The following is a 20780-nucleotide window of genomic DNA, read 5'->3' as shown; positions in this document are numbered from 1 at the left end:
TTGAGAGTTCAAGCATGGGGAGTGACCGTCATGTCCACCGCCGCACCGGAGCGCATGCCCGCCCTCTACCTCAGCCACGGCGCCCCGCCCCTCGCGGACGACCCGATCTGGCCCGGCGAACTCGCCGCCTGGTCCGCCGACCTGCCCCGCCCCAAGGCGATCCTGATGGTCTCCGCCCACTGGGAGGAGGCCCCCCTCGCCCTCGGCGCGGTCGACCCGGTCCCGCTCGTCCACGACTTCTGGGGCTTCCCCGAGCACTACTACCAGGTCCGCTACGACGCTCCCGGCGCCCCCGAACTCGCCGAGTCCGTACGGAAGTTGCTGCGCGCCCCCGGTATCCCCGTGCAGGACGTCCCGGACCGCGGCCTCGACCACGGGGCGTACGTCCCGCTCGTCGAGATGTTCCCGGCCGCCGACATCCCGGTCCTCCAGGTCTCCATGCCGACCCTCGACCCGGTGAAGCTGATGGAGATCGGCCGCAGGCTCGCGCCCCTGCGCGACGAGGGCGTCCTGATCGTCGGCTCCGGCTTCTTCACCCACAACCTGGCCGCGCTGCGGCACACCGGCGGGGGAGTGCCCACCTGGTCCTCCGAGTTCGACGACTGGGGCCGGCGGGCGCTGGAGACGCGGGACTGGGACGGGCTGCTGGACTTCCTGCACAAGGCCCCGGCCGGCCGCTACGCCCACCCGCGCACCGAGCACTTCGCCCCGCTCTTCGTCACCATGGGCGCGGCCGAGGTGACCGGCGAGCTGGACGCGCAGAGGTCGGTGATCGACGGGTTCTGGATGGGGATGGCGAAGCGGTCGGTGCAGTTCGGCTGAGGCGCGGCCGTCCGGTACTTACAGCTCCTTCTCGTACCAGGCGACGTCCCAGTAGCGGCCGAACTTGCGGCCCACCTCCCGGTAGGTGCCGACGTACCGGAACCCGAAGCGTTCATGCAGCCGCGTGGACGCTTCGTTGGGCTGTGCGATGCCCGCGTAGGCGCGGTGCAGGTCCTCGGCCGCCAGGGACTCGAAGAGGGCCTTGTAGAGCAGCGTGCCGATACCGCGGCGGCCCGCGCGCGGGGCGACGTAGACCGTGACCTCCACCGAGGTCGAGTAGGCGGGCTTCGCACGGTAAGGGCCGGATGTGGCGTAGCCCAGAATCTCCTGTGTGTCCGCATCTACGGCAACCTTCAGCCGGTGCGGGCCGTCTTCAGGATGGGAGAGCAACCAAGGGCGGCGCTCTTCCGGAGTGAAGGCAGCGGTATCGAATGTGATGGGCGTCTCACGAACGTAGTGGTTGTAGATGTCGGTGAGGGCTTCGAGGTCTCCCTCGACTCCCGCCCTGACCTGCACTTCTGTACGTTCCGACGACACCGGACCACCTCCGTGGCGGCACAGGGTACTGCATGATCAGAAAAATCGGGGGGCAGGTTGGGAATTCTGTCCGGATTCCAGTCGTTGTTTCCTTCGGATGCAGGGCACCCGAGAAAGGTGCTGAGAGGCACTCGACGGTGAGTGCCGGTGTCCGACAGACCACCCGCCAGCCACCATCGCAAGGGAGCTCGCATGGCAACCCGTGCCGTCGCCCGTCGTAAGTCCGCCTCTGGCGAGACGGCCGACAGGGCAAGCAGTGTTCGCGCCCACGCCGGCGAGATCGCCGACCGTGACCTGGTAGGCATGTACCTCGACGAGATCGCGCGCACACCGCTGCTCGACGCCGCCAAGGAGGTCGAGCTGTCTCAGATCATCGAGGCGGGTGTGTTCGCGCGACAGGTTCTCGAGGGATACGAGGATTCGCAGGCCGAGGCCAGCCGCGAGGAGTTGCAGGCCCTGGTCGACGAGGGAGAGCGCGCCAAGGACGTCTTCATCCGCTCCAACCTCCGCCTGGTCGTGGCCGTGGCCCGTCGCTACCCGCGCAGCGGCCTGCCCCTGCTGGACCTGGTCCAGGAGGGCAACGCGGGCCTGGTGCGCGCGGTGGAGAAGTTCGACTACCGCAAGGGCTTCAAGTTCTCGACGTACGCGACCTGGTGGATCCGCCAGGCGATCACCCGCTCCATCGCCGACCAGTCCCGCACCATCCGGCTCCCCGTCCACCTGGTGGAGGAGCTCGGCCGGATCCGCCGCGTCCAGCGCGAGTTCAACCGCGAGCACGGCCGCGACCCGGAGCCCGCCGAGATCGCCGCCGAGCTGGCGTCCACGCCGGAGCGTGTCGTCGACGTCCTGGACTGGGCCCGCGACCCGGTCTCGCTGAACATGGCGGTGGACGACGAGGGCGAGACCCAGTTCGGCGACCTGCTGGAGGACACCTCCGCGGTCTCCCCCGAGCAGTCCGTCCTGACCCTGCTGCGCAGCGAGGAGCTGGACGACCTGATCGGCCGCCTTGACCCGCGCACGGCGTCCATCATCAAGATGCGCTACGGCATCGACGACGGCCGTGAGCGGACGCTGACCGAGGTCGGCAAGGAGCACGGTCTGACACGTGAGCGCATCCGTCAGATCGAGAAGCACGCACTGCTGGAACTGAAGAAGCTGGCCCGCGACACCGGCTTCGAAGCGGCGGCGTAGGCGGCACGGAGGAGCGCACGTCACCCGGCAGATGCCAGTGGCGTACGACAGCCTCCACCGCGTACGCCGGGTGGCGGAACACCGGCGCAAACATGGCCGTGTTCCGCCGCTTCAAGCCTCCGGGCCCTGGGAACAAGACTTCAGGGCCCAGGAGTTCGGGTCAGGGGACACCGTCCCCGCGACCCCCTTGGACCACGTCCCGACGCACTCCCCCCCGGCGCCGGGACCTTCCCTGAGCCGGGCTTCGGCGCCCTCCCCCCGGGCGCCGGAGCCCGGCTCTTTTTTGCCGTCCGCCGCCGTCCGCTTTTGTCACCCGTCGCGGGGCAGGGCAGAGTGGATGGCGGGGCACCCCGAACCTGAACCCCGGGGTGGCCCGCCGAATGGCAGATTGTGCCACATGGGCATAGCCTGCCGGGGTGAGCAGCTCCACCCCCGCACAGCAGTCCCGCGCGTCCTCGCTGACCGAACGGCGCAAAGCCGCGACCAGGATGGAGATCGCGCGGGCCGCGGCCGGACTGTTCGTACGACACGGACTGCGCGCGACCCGGGCCGAGGACATCGCCCAGGCGGCCGGTATCGCCCCGCGCACCTTCTACCGCTACTTCGCCTCCAAGGAAGAAGCCGTCGCCCCGCTCTACGCGGCGGGCGCCGAGCGCTGGGGCGAGGCGCTGCGCGCGGCCCCCGCCGACCTCTCCGTGCCCGAGGCGCTGGAACACGCGGTACGCCACACCCTGACCCCGGGCGTCGGCGTCTCCGCGGCCTCCTGGGAACTGGTCCGCACCCTCATCCGCCTCACCGACACGAGCCCCGCCCTGCGCAAGGTGTGGGCGGAGGTCTCGCACGACGCGGAGGGAAGACTGGGGGAGGTGCTGGCGGGGCGGCTGGGGATGTTCCCGGCATGGGGTCCCGACGGGGATCCGGTGCGGGGTGAGGGGGGTCCGGTACGGGGTGACGGGGGTCCGGTGCGGGGTGGCGGGGATCCGGGTCGCGGCGCGGACAACGTTGGCAGCGGCCCCGCCCAGGCTCCCGGCCTGCGCTTCGCGGCCGCCGTGGCCAGCGCCGCCGTACGGGTCGCGGTCGAGGGCTGGGCCGCCGGCGAGGCACCCGCGTCGGGGCCGAAGGGACCGGCCGCGATGGCGCTACGGAACCTGGAGGCGCTGCGGGACTTCCCGTGGGCGGACGTGGCGAGGGCGTAGGCCGGCGGCGCGGGGTCCGTGGCTCGGCGGGCGCCGGCGACTTCGGTCGGGCAGGACGGCGATCACAGTCGGGCAGGACGGTGACCTCCGCTGAGCAGGGCGGCGACCTTCTCTGGGCGGGGCGGCGATCACAGCCGGGCAGGGCGGCGACCTCCGCTGGCGGGGACGGCGATCACAGCCGGGTAAGACGGCGACCTCCGCCGGGCAGGACGGCGACCTCCGCTGGGCAGGGTGGCGACCACAGCCGGGCAGGACGGTGACCTCCGCTGGGCAGGGTGGTGGCCTCGGCTGACTCGGGTGGCGGCCTCAGCCGCCCGCCGCTCGAGTCAGCCGGCCACCCAACTCCCGTACGCACTCCGCCAGTTCCGCCGGTTCCTGGACCGTGAACTCGAAGCCCAGCAGGGCGAGCCGGACCGCCAGCCATTCCTTCTTGTCGCCGACCGCGGCGCGCAGCCGGCAGCTGTCGGCGGTGAGGGGTTCGGGCGTGCCCAGCCAACTCGGGAGGTGGGCCGCGACGGACTCGGCGGAGGCGGCGAACGTGACCTCGAAGTCGTACGACTCGTGCTGTCGCTGCATCGAGCGCCGCAGGTACTCCGCCGCGCTCCCCGTGGGCAGCTCCCGCGGAGCGAAGCGCGCGCCGGTCGCGAAGGGGTCGGCGACCCGGTCGACGCGGAAGGTGCGCCAGTCGGCGCGGTCGAGGTCGTAGGCGACGAGGTACCAGCGGCGGCCGGTCGAGACCAGGCGGTAGGGCTCGGTGAGGCGGCGCGACTCGGTACCGTCGGCCGCGCGGTAGGCGAACCGCAGACGCTCGTGCCCGGCCACCGTCGAGGCCATCACGGTCAGCGTCTCGGGTGCGATGCTCGCGCCGTCGCCACTGGTCAGCGGGGTGGTCGCGGCCTGGAGGGTGGAGACGCGGTGACGCAGCCGGGAGGGCAGCACCTGCTCCAGCTTCGCGAGGGCGCGTACGGAGGCCTCGTCGACGCCCTCCAGCGCGTGTCCCGCGCCCGCGCGCAGGCCGACGGCGATGGCCACCGCCTCCTCGTCGTCGAGGACGAGCGGGGGCATCGCCTTGCCCGCGACGAGCCGGTAGCCGCCGTCCGAGCCCAGGGAGGCCTCGACCGGGTAGCCCAGCTCGCGCAGGCGGTCGATGTCGCGGCGGATCGTGCGGCGCGAGACGCCGAGCCGGTCGGCAAGTTCGCCGCCGGGCCACTCGCGGGGCGTCTGGAGGAGGGAGAGGAGTTGAAGGAGCCGGGCCGGGGTGTCCGTCGTCATGAGTTCGAGGATGCCGTAGAACTAGGACACGATCTGACCTAGTGGCCTTCTAAGTTCGTTCCATGACCTCAACGGAGACCACCCCTCTCAGCGTCCAGCCGGCGGTGACGGCAGTACCGGACGACGATGTGCAGCCCGCCCCGGGCGACCGGCGGCGCTGGTTCGCGCTCGCCATCGTGATGACCGCGGCCTTCATGGACCTCGTCGACGTCACGATCGTCAATGTCGCGATCCCGTCGATCCAGCGGGACGCGGGCGCGTCCTTCAGCCAGATCCAGTGGATCACCGCGGGGTACGCGCTCGCGTTCGCCGCGGGACTGATCACGGGCGGCCGGCTCGGTGACATCCACGGCCGCAAGCGGCTGTTCCTCATCGGCATCGGCGGTTTCACGCTCGCCTCCGCGCTGTGCGGCTTCGCCGCGAACCCGGAGATGCTGGTCGCATCGAGGATCCTCCAGGGCGGGATGGCGGCGCTGATGGTGCCGCAGGTGCTGTCGATCGTGCACGCGACCTTCCCGGCGCACGAACGGGGCAAGGTGTTCGGTCTGTTCGGCGCGATCGTCGGACTCGGCGCGGTCTCGGGCCCGCTGCTCGGCGCCCTGCTGACGGAGTGGAACCTCTTCGGCCTCGAATGGCGCCCGATCTTCCTGATCAACCTGCCCGTCGGCATCGCGGGCCTGATCCTCGGCAGCCGCTTCATCACCGAGTCGAAGGCCCCGCGCGCGCTGAAGCTGGACCTGGTGGGCGTCGCCCTGGTCACGCTCGGCCTGCTGATGCTGCTCTACCCGCTCACCCGCGGCGAGGAACTGGGCTGGCCCGCCTGGGGGTTCGTGTCGATGTCCGGCTCGGTCGGCGTCTTCTGGGGGCTGGTGGCGTACGAGAAGAAGAAGGCGGTACGGGACGGCTCCCCGCTCGTCGAACTCTCCCTGTTCAAGGTGAAGAGCTTCGCGGCCGGCATCGCCGTGCAGACCGTCTTCGGCGTCGGTCTCGGCATCTTCTTCCTCGTCTGGACGCTGTACATGCAGATCGGCCTGGGCTGGAGCCCGCTGCGGGCGGGGCTGACCGGAGTGCCGTTCTCGATCGCGGTGTCGGTGGCGGCCGGGATGTCGGTACAGAAGCTGGTGCCGCGGGTCGGCGGGCGCAACGTCCTCCAGGCCGGTGCGCTGGTGATGGCCGCGGGCGTGCTGCTGTACCTCTGGGAGTCCGAGCGGTACGGACTGGCCATCGCCTCCTGGCAGATGGCGCTCCCGCTGGTCGTGATGGGCGCCGGCATGGGCCTGATCTTCGCCCCGCTGACCGATACGATCCTCTCCGAGGTGCCGCGCGAGCACGCCGGTTCGGCGTCCGGGCTCATCAACACCGTTCAGCAGATGGGCAATGCGCTCGGGCTCGGGCTGGTCTCGGTGGTCTTCTTCGGCACGATGGACGACCACCTCACGCCGGAGCGGGTGGGACCGGCGTTCGTGGACGCGTTCCAGGGGGCGCTGGGGTGGGTGGCCGGCGTGATGGGGCTGATCTTCCTGCTGATGTTCGCGTTGCCGGGGCGGGGCGCCAAGAAGGAGGCGCTCTGACCGCCCCGCACGCTTGTTCACTAGTCGACATTTGACGGTGTGTGAGGGCGAACTGCGGATTCCCGTACGGGGATCCGCAGTTCGCGTGGAAACACCGTATTCTCCGTCGACTCGGAGTCGACTCGGATTACCTCTCGAAAAGAAATCCATGAGTCGGTGGCGGGGTCAATTGGACGAGTGGGGGCGATCCGCACCCGCAGAGCCCGGCGGGTGTGTTTCTGGCCGTCGCGGGCGTCGGGTGAGCGGGGGTGTGGTGGCCGAATCTGTTGACTCTTGATCGGTGGACGCCATTTGATAACGCTGTCACGGCCCTGTGAGCTCGGGGTCTTCTCGCCCCTGCATGGATAAAGGGGGTAAAACGTGCGGCGGGATGGGATGGGGTGTCGGCATGTGCGGGGTGCCGTGGTGTCCGTAACGAACCCCCGCGGGCGGGGGTTTCGGCTGGCCGTCCGGTGGCGGGGGCGGACTGCCGCCTGACGGGGAGTGACCAAAAGGCCGTCCGTGGTGTTTACTGGGCAGCGGTCTGATCCCTGGTGGGTCCGGACCTTTCCGGGAGGTCCTGGGGGTGGTGCCCCGGGGCCTCTCGTTTTTGCTTTCGGTTTGCGTGGACGTCATATGCGGCTCACCCGGGAAGGGTTCTGTCGGACCCGTGGGGGTGTGTCGATAACCGGGATCGGCAATTGAGTAAAAGGACTCCGGCTTTCCTGTCCGGATTGCGCGTGATCTTCTGTAACAAAACCCCGTGGCGAGGGGGTCCGCGCCATGATCGATATCTGCCGACGCGCCTCGGAATACACGACTGGCTCTGCACTCGCGGCGAGGGGTAGCTTTATCTCGCTCAACTGTCTCCACCCGCCCGGCCTCACCACCCGGGCGCTGTCGCACCTCTCGGAGAGGGAGCAGGACCCACCACCCGGAACCCCGCTGACCAGTGAGGTTCCAGAGCGCCAACAGAACAGGGATCAACGTCAATGCGCACCGTCAACGACGACGGCGTCATTCCGCCGTCGGGCCGCGGGCACCGCGGTACCTCACCCGTGACACACCGTCACCACAGCGCGCGGCAGGGCGTGTTCGCCGGGACGCGCGCTGCCACGGGCGCCGGAGCGGGGGAGTGAGTCGGGGAGTGAGCATGCCCGCGACCGTCGACACCTCCCGGCCGACCGGCCTCCTCTTAGGCCACGAGGACAAGCCGGAGGGAAGCTTCCTGCAACGCCTGCCCGCCGAGGACTGGCAGACCCTGCTCCAGGCCGGACTGCGCGGCCTCGTCTTCGGCCGGGACGAACTCCTGCCGCTGGGCCCTGACGGCCGGGACGTCTACATCATCTGGGAGGGCGTCGTACGGCAGGACCGCTTCCCGCTGGGGGAAGGGGAAAACGTTCCCACCGTCACCCGGTTCCGGGGCGGCGGCCAGCTGGTCGGCGAGGCCAAGCTCATCACCCCCGGCTCCGGTGTCCGCACCAAGTGCCTGACCAGAACCGTGGCCATACCCTGCCGCGCCCGCCACTTCAACATCCTGATGCGCAGGCGCCCCGAGATCCAACTCGCCCTCCTGTGCAGCCTGGAGGACCGCAGCCGCAGCGACGAACTCGTCTACGCCATGGCCACCCGGCCGCCCCTGGAGCGCATCGGCCGACTGCTGGCGCACCTCGCCGACACCGCGGGCGTCCCCGACCCGCGTACGGGCTGGACCGTCATCAGCGGCCCGGGCCAGAAGGACATCGCCGCCGCCCTCCAGATCGCCATGTCCACCGTGGAGAACGCGATCCGGACCCTGCGCTACCACGGCGCCATCGAGGCGCGGTACCGCCAGTTCATCGTCCACGACGTGGACGCGCTGCGTCAGTTCGCCGCCGGGGCCGACCCGGCGGGCGGGAGCTGACCCCGCCACCGGAAGCAGAGGGTGTCGTGGGGGCCGACCCTTGCCGATCCGCGCCGACCCGCGCCGATCCCCGCCGATCCCCGCCGACCCGCGCCGATCTGCGCCGCCCCTCGCCGCCCCGAGCCGGAGCCGTGCCCGTTTACGTCTGAGTCATGTCCGAACCCGTTTACTTTCCGGAAATCCGGGCGTAGCCTCCGAGTGAAACCACAAGTTCGGGCATTGATCGGACACGGTCAGGCACTCAGTCGGAGGCGAACGGACATGTACGCACCGGAGCGGCAGCAGGAGATCCTCCGGCTCGCCCGTGACGGCGGCCGGGTCGACGTCGTGTCGCTGGCCGAGGAGTTCCAGGTGACGGCGGAGACGATCCGCCGGGACCTGAAGGCCCTCGACCGCGCCGGACTGCTCCGCCGTGTGCACGGCGGTGCCATACCGGCGGGGCGTCTCGACTTCGAGCCCGACCTCGCCGAGCGCGAGAGCACGGCGGCCGACGAGAAGGACCGCCTCGCGAAGGCCGCCGTCGCGGAACTGCCCGGCGAGGGCACGCTGATCCTCGACGCCGGTTCGACCGTGGCGCGGCTGGCCGCCGGCATCCCGCTGGAGGCCTCCCTCACCGTCGTCACGCACAGCCTGCCGATCGCCGCGCGCCTCGCGGACCACCCCGGCATCCAGCTCCACCTCGTCGGGGGGCGCGTGCGCCACCGTACGCGCGCCGCTGTGGACGCCTGGGCGCTGCGGGCGTACGGCGAGATCCGGGCGGACGTCCTGTTCGTGGCGGCCAACGGCTTCTCCGCCGACCACGGCCTGACCACCCCCGACCTCGCCGAGGCCGCGGTCAAGCGCGCGGCGATCGCCGCCGCCCGGCGCGTGGTGCTGCTCGCCGACTCCTCCAAGTACGGCCAGGAGCACTTCGCCCGCTTCGGCGACCTGAGCGACGTGGACCTGCTGATCACCGACAGCGGGCTGAGCCCGGAAGACGCCGCCGACATCGAGCGCGGTGGTACGGAAGTAGTGCGCGCATGATTCTGACGGTCACCCCCAACCCGTCCCTGGACCGCACGTACGAAGTCCCCTCGCTGGACCGTGGCGAGGTCATACGCGCCACCGGTGAACGTATGGACCCGGGTGGCAAGGGCGTCAACGTCTCGCGCGCCGTCGCGGCCGCGGGCCGGCGCACGGTCGCCGTCCTGCCCCTGGGTGGTGCGCCGGGCGCGCTCGTCGCCGACCTGCTCGACGCGCAGGGCATCGAGGTCGCGCCGGTCCCCGTCGCGGGCGCCACCCGCTCGAACATCGCGCTCGCGGAGGCGGACGGGGTGCTCACGAAGATCAACGCGCCGGGGCCCGAACTGTCCGCGGAGGAGCAGGAGTTGCTCCTGGAGACGGTCCGCGCGCAGTCGCGCGACGCGGACTGGATCGCCTGCTGCGGCAGCCTCCCGCGAGGGCTCGCGCCCGCCTGGTACGCCGATGTCGTCGCGCGGGCGCACGCCGGCGGCGCGCGGATCGCCCTGGACACCTCGGGGCCCGCGCTCCTCGCGGCGCTGCGCGAGCGGCCCGACGTGGTGAAGCCGAACGCCGAGGAACTCGCCGAGGCCGTCGGGCGCCCGCTGGCCACGGTGGGCGACGCGATGAAGGCGGCCGAGGAGTTGCGCGAGATGGGCGCACGCGCCGTGCTCGCGAGCCTGGGCGCCGACGGGCAGTTGCTCGTGGACGACTCGGGCGCCTGGTTCGGCAGCGCGCGCGTGGACGTCGTACGCAGCAATGTGGGCGCGGGCGACTCCTCGCTCGCCGGTTTCCTCATCGCCGGCGGCAGCGGCCCCGAGGCCCTCGCCTCCGCGGTCGCGCACGGCGCGGCGGCCGTCCAGCTGCCGGGCAGCGTGATGCCGTCCCCGGGCGACCTGGACCCGGCCGCGGTGACCGTGACGGCGGAGGTTCCCGCGGATCGCGTACTGAGGGAGCCGGTGTCATGAACGCTGCCATGAACCTTCGTACGGCTCCTCGCGACTGTCCTCGCCCCGTTCGGCGCGGTCCTCGTCGCGCCCCTGTGCGACCGGTCCCCGGGCGGCGAGGCGATCCCTTACTCACCGCCCCCGGTCTCCCCCACTCCCCGCTCCCCACAACCCCCCGCACCGCCCCCGTCCCCATACGCGCCCACTCCACTCCCCGGGCGATACGCGAGCGAAGGAGCCCGCGATGAGCGACCTCATCACCGCGGACCTGGTCGACCTCGACCTGTCCGCCGATACCAAGGAAGCCGCGGCACGCGCCCTGGCCGAGCGCATGGTGACCCTGGGCCGGGTGACCGACCTGGAGGGTTTCCTCGCCGACGTCGCCGCGCGTGAGGCGCAGATGCCGACCGGTCTCGACGGCGGCATCGGCATCCCGCACTGCCGCAGCGAGTACGTCACCGAACCGACCCTCGGCTTCGGACGCAGCGCGGCCGGGATCGACTTCGGCGCCCCGGACGGCCCCGCCGACCTGATCTTCCTCATCGCCGCGCCCGCCGGCGCCGACGACGCCCACCTGACGATCCTGTCCTCGCTGGCCCGGCAGCTGATGAACACCGAGTTCACCGACGCGCTGCGGTCGGCGGGCGACGCGGAGGCGGCCGCGGCGCTGATCCGCGGGGACGAGCCCGAGGCCCGGTCCGAGGCCGAGCCCGAGGGCGGCACAGACTCCGTGGCGGCGTCGGTGGCGGCCTCCGCCGACGCCGCCACGGACAGCACACCACCGGCGTCCGACGACGAACGCCCCTTCCGGGTCGTCGCCGTCACCTCCTGCCCGACCGGCATCGCCCATACGTACATGGCGGCCGAGTCCCTGGAGAACGCGGGCCGCGAGGCGGGCATCGAACTCGTCGTCGAGCCGCAGGGCTCGGCCGGCTTCACCCGCCTCGACCCGGCGGTGATCGCGGCGGCGGACGGCGTGATCTTCGCCCACGACGTGCCCGTACGGGAGAAGGAACGCTTCGCCGGCAAGCCGACCGTCGACGTCGGTGTGAAGGCGGGCATCAGCCGCCCCGGCGAGCTGATCTCCGAGGTGCGCGCGAAGGCGGAACGCGGTGAGGTGACGGCCGGTTCGGGCGCCGCGACCCCCGTCGAACGCGGCGGCGACGCGGGCGAGGGCTACGGCTCCAAGCTCCGCAAGTGGCTGATGTCCGGCGTCAGTTACATGGTCCCGTTCGTCGCGGCGGGCGGTCTGCTGATCGCTCTCGGGTTCGCGATCGGCGGCTGGGAGGTCAACAAGGCACCGTCGGTCATGGACCACTTCGCGTGGACCCAGGTGGACAGCTGGGGCGCGCTGCTGTTCCAGATCGGCGGCGTGGCCTTCCAGTTCCTCGTCCCGGTCCTGGCCGGCTACATCGCCTACGGCATGGCCGACCGACCCGGTCTCGTGCCCGGCTTCGTCGGCGGCGCGATCTCCCTCACCATCAACGCGGGCTTCCTCGGCGGTCTGGCCGCCGGTCTGATCGCCGGTGGCGTGGTGATGGCCATCCAGAAGGTCAAGATTCCCGCGGCGGTGCGCGGCATCATGCCGGTCGTGGTGATTCCGCTGATCTCCTCGGCGATCGTCGGCTTCCTGATGTTCGTGGTGATCGGCAAGCCGATCGCCGAGGCCCAGAAGGGGATGACCGACTGGCTGAACGGCCTGTCCGGCGCCAACGCCGTCCTGCTCGGCGCCCTGCTCGGCCTGATGATGTGCTTCGACCTCGGCGGCCCGGTCAACAAGGTCGCGTACACCTTCGCCACCGCGGGCATCGCGGTCGCGAGCCCCAGCGACTCCGCGATGAAGATCATGGCCGCGGTGATGGCCGCGGGTATGGTCCCGCCGCTGGCCATGGCCCTGGCGACGACCGTGCGCGCGAAGCTCTTCACCCCGACCGAGCGCGAGAACGGCAAGGCCGCCTGGGTTCTCGGCGCCTCCTTCATCTCCGAGGGCGCGATCCCGTTCGCCGCGGCCGACCCGCTGCGCGTGATCCCCGCGTCCATGGCGGGCGGCGCGGTCACCGGCGCCCTGTCGATGGCCTTCGACGCCACGCTGCGCGCCCCGCACGGCGGCGTCTTCGTGGTCCCGCTGATCGGCAACCCGTTCCTCTTCCTGATCGCCCTCGCGGCGGGCGTGTGTGTCACGACCGCCCTGGTGGTCGTCCTGAAGGGCATGCGCAAGCCGGCCCCGGGAGCCGTGGCGACGGGCGCCCCGGACGGCAAGGCCGCGCCGGCGGCGGAGAAGAAGCAGCCGGTGGCGGCGTGACCCGCTAAGGGGCAACTGCGCCATCTGCGAGATACATCACGGTCCGGGACCAAAGTCCCGGACCGTGTTGTCTACTGGGGCCCATGGCCGATGAGAGCGTCTCGATCCTCCAGTCACTGGGCGTGGCCCTGCTCGCCTTCGCCACGGTCGTCTGGCTGATCGGCCTGGGCCGCCTGCTGCGCCGCGCCCGCTCCGGCGCCGCCCTCTGGCGCACCGACCCCACCCTGCACGCGCTCCCGCACCAACGCCGAACGGCCCCCCACCTGGAGTCGGTCGAACTGACCCCGGCGGAGAAGGCCGCGTTCGCCGGTCTCGTACGACAGCTCAGCAACGGCGGTTGAGGCCGCCGGCGGGCACTGGGGCGCGGGTCAGGAGACCTGCGCCGCCCGCCGCTCGATCGCGTCGCGGGCCGCGTCCTCGGTGACGTACACCTCGCACATGTGCCGCCCGTCCGGCGTCGCCGTGTGCTCGACCTCCCACAGGGAGACCTCCGCGCCGTCGCACAGCAGGAACGCGTGCTCGTAGAGCGCGAAGCACAACCCGGCGCGCACCGTGCGGCACGGGCGCCCGAAGGCCTGGGTGATCTGGTGCGCGCACGCCATGGTGAGCAGGTCGGCGGTGTCCGCGTCCGGCCGGTCGGTGTTCTCCGCGCGGCGCAGGAGCCGGCGCGCGTGATCCGCCGAGTCGTCCGGCACGTACGCGTGCCGCGGCGTGGGGACCGGCGACAACTGCACCGTCACCGGCAGTTCGAAGTCCGGGGCGTCCGGCGGCAGCGGCAGGCGCGCGGTGGCGGCCCGCAGCTCCTCCTCGTCCACGTACACCTCGTGCTGCGCGGTGTTGTCCGGCGCGGTGTTGTGCACGAGCTCCCAGAGGGTGAGCGCCGAGCCGTCGGCCAGCAGCCAGGTGTGCCGGTACGTCTCGCGGTGCAGGCCGGCGCTGTGGTGCGCGGAGTGCAGTGAACTGTCGTGCGCCAGCGCGCAGTCGAGCCGCCGTATGGTCTCGTCCGGCAGTTCGAAGGAGTTCAGGGCACGGCCGAGGAGCCGTTCGAGATGCTCCTCCGGAGACTCGAACGACTCGGGTGGTTCGTACGCTGCCGTCTCGTACGGAACGCTCAAGGTTTCTCCCGGCGTTGCTGCATGTCACCTTGTGGGTGCATACCGTAGCCCCTCGGTCGGACATCATGTCCGGGAACCGAGAAAACGTACGTCCACAAAACGCGCGGGCCGTGCGGGGAGTTCCCGCACGGCCCGAAGATCCGTCAAAACCCGCCGGTCAGGCGGCACTTCCGGCGGTCCACTCGCTCCACGGCAGGTTCCAGCCGTTGAGTCCGTTGTCCGGCGAGACGGTCTTGTCGGGGGAGTTCTTCACGATCACTACGTCCCCGATGAGCGAATTGTCGTAGAACCACTTGGCGTTCGTCGCGCCTTGCGCGCCCTGCACGTCCGCGAGCCCGACACAGCCGTGGCTGGTGCCCGTCCGGCCGAAGGGCGGGTTGCCCTTGTCGTACCAGTAGTTGCCGTGGATGAACGTCCCCGACGAGGTCAGTCGCATCGCGTGCGGCACGTCCGGGATGTCGTACTCACCGCCGAGCCCGACCGTCCGGCTGTTCATCCGCGTCTGCGTGAACTTCTCGGAGATCACCATCTGCCCGTTGTACGTCGTGTGCTCCGGGCTGCCCGACGAGATCGGGACCGACTTGAGGGTCTGGCCATTGCGTACGACCGTCATGGTCTGTGTGTTGACGTCGACCGTGGAGACCTGCGAGCGCCCGATGGTGAAGGTGACGGTCTTCTTCTGCACCCCGTAGACACCGTTCGCGCCCTGCACGCCGTCCAGGTCGATCTTCATCGTGACCTTGGAGCCGGCCTTCCAGTACTCCTCGGGCCGGAAGTCGAGCCGCTGCGCCCCGAACCAGTGCCCTTCGACCTGCTGTCCGCTGGTCGAGGTGACCGTGATGTGCGACTGCACGGCCTTCGTGTCGCTGATCGCCTTGTCGAAGGTGAACGACACCGGCATCCCGACACCGACCGTGGTCCCGTTGTCCGGCGTGTACGTCCCGATGAAGCTGTTGGCCGAAGAGACCGTCGTGAAGATCGAGTTGGCCGCGGAGGTCTTGCCGCTCGCGTCCTTCGCGGTCGCCGATATCTCGTACTTCGTCCCGCGCTCCAACTGCTCCTTCGGCTTCCAACTGCCGCCGTTCGCCGACAGCAAGCCGTCGACGGCCTGCCCCGACCCCGCGACCGTCATCTTCACGGCGGCCAATTTGCCCCCGCTGACCTTCACTCCGGTCGTGTTGATCGACGCGTTGGTCGAGCCGTCCTTCGCCGAGATGACGATCTTCGCGACGGACGTCCTGACCGCCGTGTCACCGTTCTTGCCACCGCTCCCGGCGTTGGTGTCGGCATTGGCGTCGCCACCGCAGCCGCTGAGGGTGAGGGTGCCGACCACCAGGGCGGCGATGGCCCCCAGTACGCGCCGCGCTGCTATGTCCGGCGTTGTCACGGGCTGCTCCAGGTTCGTGTGATGTGCGTGATCCGCTCCGATGCGTGAACAAAGAGGGACCCCACCCGGGGTGAGGTTCCCCGCGTTCCCCATGAACGCCATCGCGTGACAAAACCCGGACAATCACCGACGCGCTCGCGCCGCACGAGCGGCATGCCGAACGCGCTCAATCTCCTCCTGGAGGCCCTCTCCTTCCCCCTCCCTCCCGCCAGCCCTCCCCGCCGTCACCTCTCCCCGTACAGCTCCTCATACGACGGCCACTCCCCGCCTGCCCCCGTCACCGACTTCGCGGCGCGCACCGCTCGTACGATCGCTCGGGTCACCAGGTCCGCGCCGGCCGCGAGGAGGTCGTTCAGGGCGAGGGGGTTCTCGGCGTCGAGCGGGCGGGCTCCGGTCGCCAGTGTGAACACCGTGTCCCCGTCGTGGAGCAGGTGCACCGGCCGCACCGCGCGGGCGATGCCGTCGTGCGCCGTACCGGCCAGCTTCTGCGCCTGCGCCTTCGACAACTCCGCGTCGGTGGCGACGACGGCGAGCGTGGTGTTGAGCGGGGGACGGGCGTTCTTCGCCTGGGTCTCGGCGAGGCGCCGGCTCGCGGTCTCGTGCACGCCCGCCTCCGGATAGCGCACGCGCCCTTGGAACAACTCCCCGAACAGCACGCCCGTTTCGGGGTCCACCACCGATCCCGCGGCATTGGCCACGACCAGCGCGGCCACCGTCACCCCCGAGTCGAGTACGACGCTCGCGGTACCGATCCCACCCTTCAGCGGTCCTGTCGTGGCCCCGGTGCCGGCACCCACGCATCCCTCCTCCACCCGAGCGCCGGCCGCACTACCTGCCGCCGCCTCGACCGCCGCCCTTCCGGTGGCCGCGTCCGGGCGGGCGGAGAAGTCGCCGCCCCGACCGAGGTCGAAGACGCAGGCGGCGGGGACCACCGGCACGACGTGCGCGGGATCCGGCCCGACGCGCACTCCACGCCTCTGCGCCTCCAGCCACGCCATCACCCCGGACGCCGAGTCGAGCCCGTACGCGCTGCCGCCGGTCAGGACGATCGCGTCGACCCTCTGCACGAGGTTGCGCGGGTCGAGGGCGTCGGTCTCCTTGGTGCCGGGACCGCCACCGCGTACGTCCACGGCGGCCACGGCGCCTCCCTCCGGCGCGAGGACCACGGTGGTGCCCGTCAGCCAACCGTCGCCGATGCGCGTCGCATGACCCACCCGCACACCGGCCACGTCCGTCAATGCGTCAACTGTCATGGGCCCAGTCTCGCCCGGCGTGAGGCGCGGGGGCGTGAGCGGCGTGGGGTGCCCGTATTCGGGGCGCGGGCGCCCGGCGTCCGGGTGCTCCGGTCACACCTCCTGCGTCGCCCCGCGCTCCCCGGCGACCATGCGTGCCGTCAGCGTCACCCCGGTCGCCACCGTCAGCGCGGACACGATGCCGGCCGCGAGTACCGCCCAGTCGCCCAGGAACGTGCAGAGGATCACCAGCAGGGCGGCGGTCGGCAGGACCAACTGCTGGACCGTGCCCACCTTGTAGAACCGCGCGTGCAGCAACCAGACCGTCAGCAGGTACAGCGCCGTCGGCAGTGTCACGGCCGCCGACGCGGCCAGCGTGGAGATGTGCGCCTCGCCGACCGCCTGCTCCACCGCCACCTCCAGACCCGCGCCGATCGCGGCCGCCGACGCGAAGATCACGTAGTGGCCGTAACCCCACAGGAAGGACTGCCGGTTGGAGCGCAGGTGCCCGTGGATGGGCACCACGAAGTAGATCCACCAGGCGGCGAAGATGATCAGCAAGCCACCCGCGGCGATGGGCAGCAGCTCGCCCAGGGCGTCGTTCTCGTCGACACCCGTCTTCACGGCGACGGTGGCCGAGGCGATGGTCTCGCCGAGCACGATGATCGTGAACAGCCCGTACCGCTCGGAGATGTGGTGCGGGTGCCAGGAGGTGGGGTGGTCCTTCTCCGCGTAGAGCGGTACGCACATCTCCAGGATCGCCATCACCAGGAAGACCCAGGCACGGCCGCCCTCGGGCAGGACCAGCAGGCCCAACCAGCCGACCTGGCACAGCAGTACTCCGCCGGCGTACCGCAACGCCGTCGTTCTCTCCGCGCCCTCGCTCGACCGCGCGACCCGCAGCCACTGCGCGCTCATGGCGACCCGCATGATCACATAGCCCAACCAGACGGCCAGGAACTCGTGGTCCTCGAACGCCCGGGACACCCCGGCCGCGAGCACGAGCACTCCGGCGATCTGGATCAGGGTGACGACCCGGTAGAGCACGTCGTCGTTGTCGTACGCCGACGCGAACCAGGTGAAGTTCATCCACGCCCACCAGATGGCGAAGAACACCATCGCGTAGTTGAGGATCCCCTCGCCCGGATGTCCTTCGGCCACGGAGTGCACCAGTTGGATGCCCGCCTGGGCGACGGCCACCACGAAACACAGGTCGAAGAAGAGCTCGAGCGGGGAGGCGACGCGGTGCGCCTCGTCCCGGCCCCGGGCCGTGATCCTGCGCAGGGGTCTGTGGCGTGCGGGGTCGCCGGAGGGCGCCGACGACGGAGTCGAGCTGCTGGTCATGGGTCCAGCACACCAGATAATCGGCGGAAATTCTTGTGAAAGCATTCACAAGTGCACAGGGGTCGTATCCTGGAGACATGACCACTGCCCCCGAGCCTGCCTCGGAGTCGCCCGAGCCGAAACCCTCGCTCGTCTTCGACGACCCGCTGGACCAGCAGTCCTCGGACGACACGGACCGCGGCTGGGGCGAGCGTCCCGGCGCCGACGGCGGCGGCGCGGCGGACCTGAAGCGGTTCCTCGACGAGAAGCCGCCCCACCACATCTGAACCGCGCCGACCGCCGCCCACCAAGCTGCCCGCCGGGCCGGACCGACCCCCGCCGCTACTGCTGCGGGCCGCCGGGCCCGGAGCCGCGCTGCGCGACCAGGGCGTCGCGGATCTCCTTGAGCACCTCCAGCTCGGTCAGCTCGATGACCTCGTGCGTGCCTTCCTTCGCCTTGTCCCGGGCCGCCTGCCGCGCCAGGTACTTGGACATCGGCAGGACCATCAGGAAGTAGACGACGGCCGCCGTGATCACGAAGGTCAGCGTGGCGCCGAGGACCGAGCCCCACATGAGCTGGATGCCCTCGTCGCCCGAGCAACTGTCGCTCAGGCACGAGCTGTAGCTGTCGAGGTTCTTGGTGCCGATCGCCCCGACGAGCGGGTTGATGAGTCCCTTCACCACCGCGTTCACGATGTTGGTGAACGCGGCGCCGATGACCACCGCGACCGCCAGGTCCACGACGTTCCCGCGTGTCAGGAAGGCCTTGAAGCCCTGCCAGACATTCGGATCCTTCTTCTCGCTCACCGCGGGGCCTCTTCTCGCATGCGCCGGTTGTGGAACAAACAGCTCCGCAACCTACGTCAGGGCAAGGTCGCCCTGTCCAATTGGGTAGCTCGAACGAGGGACTTGACAAGCGAGGCAGCAGAAAGCGGACGCCGTGTACGGCCCGGTTCAGCACAGCGTCACCGCCAACCGTGCCGTCGCCCCGGCGCCGGCCAGCCGCGCGGCGAGCGAGCGCGGAACCGACAGCACCACCAGCGCCCCGCTGTCGACCGAACTGTCCAGCGGCTCAGGCACCTTGGTCACCCGCGCCCCGCGTGCGACCACGTGCGCGTCACCGCCCGTCGCCGTCTCCCGCGCGGCGATGACGTCGACCCGGTCGCCGGGCCGCAGGAGCCGGACCGTGGCGCCGTCGGTGATCCGCACCGGCGCGGCCACCATCTCGACGGCACGGTGGTGTCGTACGGGATCCGCCACCGGATGTCCGCGCGCCCGGTCCGTGTGCTGCGGTCCCGCCGCCACCAGCGCGGCCGCTGTCACGGCCAGGCCCGCGGCCAGCGCCCGCCGTCGATGCCGTACCAGCCGCCCCAGTTGATACCGCCCGCCGCGCACCCGCACGGGGGCGAAGTGCGGGACCTCGCAGGTGGCGGGGGTTTCGGTGCGGGGCGGGGGAGAAGGGTGCGTGAAGGACATGGGGGTCACCACCTGCGTCGAGGGATCGGCTTGCGAACCCACGATGGGGCTCTTCGCCGAAGCTCGCCGAGGCCGGTGGACGACCGGCGGGTTGTGGACAACTCCCTCACCCGAACGGGACGTTCCGCACCCTCCAGCTGTCCACAGCCGCACAGTCCTCCGCGCCCGCACCCCGCTACGGCAGCGCGAACCCCGGATCCATCCCGCCCAGGGCCGTCGTGCACAGGCAGTCCCGGTCGTCAGTGGACGGCAGGCCGGCCACCGCGTCGAACAGCACCCCGCGCAGTCGGTCCACGTTTGCCGCGAACACCCGCAGCACCTCGTCGTGCGAGACGCCCTCGCCGGTCTCGGCGCCCGCGTCGAGGTCGGTGACCAGGGTCAACGACGTGTAGCAGAGCTCCAGTTCACGGGCGAGGGACGCTTCCGGGTGGCCGGTCATGCCCACGATCGACCAGCCCTGCGCCTGGTGCCAGAGCGACTCGGCGCGGGTCGAGAAGCGCGGCCCCTCGATCACGACCAGCGTGCCGCCGTCCACCGCCTCCCAGTCCCGTCCACGCGCGGCCTTGAGCGCGGCGGCGCGGCCGGTGGGGCAGTACGGGTCGGCCAGGGACACGTGCACGACGTTCGGCACGTTTCCGTCGGGCAGCGGCAGGCCGTCGAAGTACGTCCCGGCCCGGGACTTCGTACGGTCGACCAGCTGGTCCGGCACGAGCAGCGTGCCCGGTCCGTAGTCGGGGCGCAGGCCGCCCACCGCGCACGGGCCGAGGACCTGGCGCACACCGACCGACCGCAACGCCCACAGGTTGGCCCGGTAGTTGATGCGGTGCGGGGGCAGATGGTGGCCGCGTCCGTGCCGGGGCAGGAAGGCGACCCGACGGCCGGCGACCTCGCCCAGGAAGAGGGAGTCGCTGGGTGGCCCGTACGGGGTGTCCACCTGGACCTCGGTGACGTCCTCCAGGAACGAGTAGAAGCCCGAGCCGCCGATGACACCGATCTCTGCGTTCGCCATGACCAGCACAGTAACCGGCCCCGGCGGCGGGCGGTGAGCCGCTCCGGGAACACCTTCGGGACACCTCCGGGAACACCGAGGACCCTGCCGTCCTACGACGACAGGGTCCTGGGAGCGAGTCCTATGCGGCGGAGCTGCTGCTGGAGGAGCCGGTGCTCGACGACTTCGACTTCGAGTCCGAGGAGGACGAAGAGGAAGAGGACGATGAAGACGACGAGTCACTCGAAGAGGACGACGACGTCGACTTGGACGACGAGCCCGACGACGCCGGCGCGCTGCTCGAAGAGGAGCCGCGGCTGTCGTTGCGGTAGAAACCGGAGCCCTTGAAGACAATGCCGACCGCGGAGAACACCTTCTTCAGGCGGCCACCACAGTTGGGGCACTCGGTGAGGGCGTCATCGGTGAACTTCTGCACCGCCTCGAGGCCCTCGCCGCACTCGGTGCACTGGTACTGGTAAGTGGGCACTGTCTTCCTCCTGGCACTCTCACTCAGTGAGTGCTAACGACGGTCCATAGTGA

The 20780-nt window shown here is 70.8% G+C and carries 20 protein-coding genes; 10 read left to right on the top strand and 10 right to left on the bottom strand.

Annotated elements, in window-relative coordinates; genetic code table 11:
• The first annotated feature begins 30 nt into the window (after positions 1-30).
• Positions 31-822 carry a dioxygenase family protein gene (locus ACWD5F_RS15135; protein WP_451254459.1) on the top strand — a complete coding sequence of 264 codons (792 nt, stop codon included), beginning with the start codon at positions 31-33 and terminating at the stop codon, positions 820-822.
• A gap of 18 nt (positions 823-840) precedes the next feature.
• Here the strand turns inward: ACWD5F_RS15135 and ACWD5F_RS15130 are convergent, their stop codons facing one another.
• Positions 841-1359 carry a GNAT family N-acetyltransferase gene (locus ACWD5F_RS15130; RefSeq protein ID WP_401716415.1) on the bottom strand — a complete coding sequence of 173 codons (519 nt, stop codon included), beginning with the start codon at positions 1357-1359 and terminating at the stop codon, positions 841-843.
• A gap of 192 nt (positions 1360-1551) precedes the next feature.
• Between ACWD5F_RS15130 and ACWD5F_RS15125 the strand changes: the two genes are divergently transcribed.
• Positions 1552-2550 carry a sigma-70 family RNA polymerase sigma factor gene (locus ACWD5F_RS15125; protein WP_401716417.1) on the top strand — a complete coding sequence of 333 codons (999 nt, stop codon included), beginning with the start codon at positions 1552-1554 and terminating at the stop codon, positions 2548-2550.
• Positions 2551-2966: 416 nt separating this feature from the next.
• Positions 2967-3746, top strand: a complete 780-nt coding sequence (locus ACWD5F_RS15120) for a TetR/AcrR family transcriptional regulator (protein ID WP_451254457.1) — start codon at positions 2967-2969, stop codon at positions 3744-3746.
• 306 nt (positions 3747-4052) lie between these two features.
• Here ACWD5F_RS15120 and ACWD5F_RS15115 read toward each other — a convergent pair whose 3' ends face one another.
• Positions 4053-5018: a helix-turn-helix transcriptional regulator gene (locus tag ACWD5F_RS15115; RefSeq protein ID WP_451254455.1), complete on the bottom strand. Its 966-nt coding sequence runs from the start codon at positions 5016-5018 to the stop codon at positions 4053-4055.
• 62 nt (positions 5019-5080) lie between these two features.
• On the opposite strand from ACWD5F_RS15115, the gene ACWD5F_RS15110 reads away from it, so the two are divergent.
• From ACWD5F_RS15110 to ACWD5F_RS15085, 6 genes are all read left to right on the top strand, one after another.
• Positions 5081-6589 (top strand): MFS transporter, encoded by a 1509-nt coding sequence (locus ACWD5F_RS15110; protein ID WP_451254453.1) that lies wholly within the window; start codon positions 5081-5083, stop codon positions 6587-6589.
• Between the two features lie 1132 nt (positions 6590-7721).
• Positions 7722-8471 carry a Crp/Fnr family transcriptional regulator gene (locus tag ACWD5F_RS15105; RefSeq protein ID WP_451254451.1) on the top strand — a complete coding sequence of 250 codons (750 nt, stop codon included), beginning with the start codon at positions 7722-7724 and terminating at the stop codon, positions 8469-8471.
• Between the two features lie 261 nt (positions 8472-8732).
• The gene (locus ACWD5F_RS15100) at positions 8733-9494 is read left to right on the top strand and encodes a DeoR/GlpR family DNA-binding transcription regulator (RefSeq protein ID WP_401716429.1); all 762 of its coding nucleotides are present in this window, start codon (positions 8733-8735) and stop codon (positions 9492-9494) included.
• On the top strand, positions 9491-10438 hold the full coding sequence (gene pfkB / locus ACWD5F_RS15095; RefSeq protein ID WP_401716432.1) for a 1-phosphofructokinase: 948 nt from the start codon (positions 9491-9493) through the stop codon (positions 10436-10438). The genes ACWD5F_RS15100 and pfkB overlap by 4 nt, the downstream gene beginning before the upstream one ends.
• Positions 10439-10661: 223 nt before the next feature.
• Positions 10662-12719, top strand: a complete 2058-nt coding sequence (locus ACWD5F_RS15090) for a PTS fructose transporter subunit IIABC (RefSeq protein ID WP_451254449.1) — start codon at positions 10662-10664, stop codon at positions 12717-12719.
• 83 nt (positions 12720-12802) lie between these two features.
• A complete protein-coding gene (locus ACWD5F_RS15085; protein WP_451254447.1) occupies positions 12803-13060 on the top strand; it encodes a hypothetical protein in 258 nt (85 codons plus the stop codon).
• Positions 13061-13087: 27 nt separating this feature from the next.
• On the opposite strand, the gene ACWD5F_RS15080 is transcribed toward ACWD5F_RS15085, so the two are convergent.
• The 4 genes from ACWD5F_RS15080 to ACWD5F_RS15065 form a co-directional block, all read right to left on the bottom strand.
• Entirely contained in the window at positions 13088-13834 is a 747-nt protein-coding gene (locus ACWD5F_RS15080; RefSeq protein ID WP_451254445.1) for a DUF6227 family protein, read from the bottom strand.
• 157 nt (positions 13835-13991) lie between these two features.
• The gene (locus ACWD5F_RS15075; protein WP_451254443.1) at positions 13992-15221 is read right to left on the bottom strand and encodes a L,D-transpeptidase; all 1230 of its coding nucleotides are present in this window, start codon (positions 15219-15221) and stop codon (positions 13992-13994) included.
• 224 nt (positions 15222-15445) lie between these two features.
• On the bottom strand, positions 15446-16474 hold the full coding sequence (locus ACWD5F_RS15070; RefSeq protein ID WP_451254441.1) for a P1 family peptidase: 1029 nt from the start codon (positions 16472-16474) through the stop codon (positions 15446-15448).
• A 93-nt stretch (positions 16475-16567) separates the two neighbouring features.
• A complete protein-coding gene (locus ACWD5F_RS15065; RefSeq protein ID WP_401716450.1) occupies positions 16568-17797 on the bottom strand; it encodes a low temperature requirement protein A in 1230 nt (409 codons plus the stop codon).
• A 77-nt stretch (positions 17798-17874) separates the two neighbouring features.
• Here ACWD5F_RS15065 and ACWD5F_RS15060 point away from each other — a divergent pair, with 77 nt between their 5' ends.
• Positions 17875-18063: a hypothetical protein gene (locus ACWD5F_RS15060; protein ID WP_451254439.1), complete on the top strand. Its 189-nt coding sequence runs from the start codon at positions 17875-17877 to the stop codon at positions 18061-18063.
• Between the two features lie 55 nt (positions 18064-18118).
• On the opposite strand, the gene mscL is transcribed toward ACWD5F_RS15060, so the two are convergent.
• The 4 genes from mscL to ACWD5F_RS15040 form a co-directional block, all read right to left on the bottom strand.
• Positions 18119-18583 (bottom strand): large conductance mechanosensitive channel protein MscL, encoded by a 465-nt coding sequence (gene mscL / locus ACWD5F_RS15055; RefSeq protein WP_451254437.1) that lies wholly within the window; start codon positions 18581-18583, stop codon positions 18119-18121.
• 147 nt (positions 18584-18730) lie between these two features.
• Positions 18731-19252 (bottom strand): hypothetical protein, encoded by a 522-nt coding sequence (locus tag ACWD5F_RS15050; protein ID WP_451254435.1) that lies wholly within the window; start codon positions 19250-19252, stop codon positions 18731-18733.
• 175 nt (positions 19253-19427) lie between these two features.
• Positions 19428-20261: an S-methyl-5'-thioadenosine phosphorylase gene (locus tag ACWD5F_RS15045; protein WP_451254434.1), complete on the bottom strand. Its 834-nt coding sequence runs from the start codon at positions 20259-20261 to the stop codon at positions 19428-19430.
• Between the two features lie 121 nt (positions 20262-20382).
• A complete protein-coding gene (locus ACWD5F_RS15040) occupies positions 20383-20727 on the bottom strand; it encodes an FmdB family zinc ribbon protein (protein WP_451254432.1) in 345 nt (114 codons plus the stop codon).
• Positions 20728-20780: the final 53 nt, after the last annotated feature.

The sequence above is a fragment of the Streptomyces sp. NPDC002499 genome, assembly GCF_053595415.1.
The sequence above is the reverse complement of the archived record's forward strand: the minus strand, read 5'-3'. Positions and strand labels throughout refer to the sequence as shown.

What these genes read in the sequence shown, in the direction of transcription:
- ACWD5F_RS15135 (WP_451254459.1), top strand. Translation starts at nt 31, where the DNA reads ATGTCCACCGCCGCACCGGAGCGCATGCCCGCCCTCTACCTCAGCCAC.
- ACWD5F_RS15125 (WP_401716417.1), top strand. Translation starts at nt 1,552, where the DNA reads ATGGCAACCCGTGCCGTCGCCCGTCGTAAGTCCGCCTCTGGCGAGACG.
- ACWD5F_RS15115 (WP_451254455.1), bottom strand. Translation starts at nt 5,018, where the DNA reads ATGACGACGGACACCCCGGCCCGGCTCCTTCAACTCCTCTCCCTCCTC.
- ACWD5F_RS15110 (WP_451254453.1), top strand. Translation starts at nt 5,081, where the DNA reads ATGACCTCAACGGAGACCACCCCTCTCAGCGTCCAGCCGGCGGTGACG.
- ACWD5F_RS15105 (WP_451254451.1), top strand. Translation starts at nt 7,722, where the DNA reads ATGCCCGCGACCGTCGACACCTCCCGGCCGACCGGCCTCCTCTTAGGC.
- ACWD5F_RS15100 (WP_401716429.1), top strand. Translation starts at nt 8,733, where the DNA reads ATGTACGCACCGGAGCGGCAGCAGGAGATCCTCCGGCTCGCCCGTGAC.
- pfkB (WP_401716432.1), top strand. Translation starts at nt 9,491, where the DNA reads ATGATTCTGACGGTCACCCCCAACCCGTCCCTGGACCGCACGTACGAA.
- ACWD5F_RS15090 (WP_451254449.1), top strand. Translation starts at nt 10,662, where the DNA reads ATGAGCGACCTCATCACCGCGGACCTGGTCGACCTCGACCTGTCCGCC.
- ACWD5F_RS15085 (WP_451254447.1), top strand. Translation starts at nt 12,803, where the DNA reads ATGGCCGATGAGAGCGTCTCGATCCTCCAGTCACTGGGCGTGGCCCTG.
- ACWD5F_RS15070 (WP_451254441.1), bottom strand. Translation starts at nt 16,474, where the DNA reads ATGACAGTTGACGCATTGACGGACGTGGCCGGTGTGCGGGTGGGTCAT.
- ACWD5F_RS15065 (WP_401716450.1), bottom strand. Translation starts at nt 17,797, where the DNA reads ATGACCAGCAGCTCGACTCCGTCGTCGGCGCCCTCCGGCGACCCCGCA.
- ACWD5F_RS15060 (WP_451254439.1), top strand. Translation starts at nt 17,875, where the DNA reads ATGACCACTGCCCCCGAGCCTGCCTCGGAGTCGCCCGAGCCGAAACCC.
- ACWD5F_RS15050 (WP_451254435.1), bottom strand. Translation starts at nt 19,252, where the DNA reads ATGTCCTTCACGCACCCTTCTCCCCCGCCCCGCACCGAAACCCCCGCC.
- ACWD5F_RS15045 (WP_451254434.1), bottom strand. Translation starts at nt 20,261, where the DNA reads ATGGCGAACGCAGAGATCGGTGTCATCGGCGGCTCGGGCTTCTACTCG.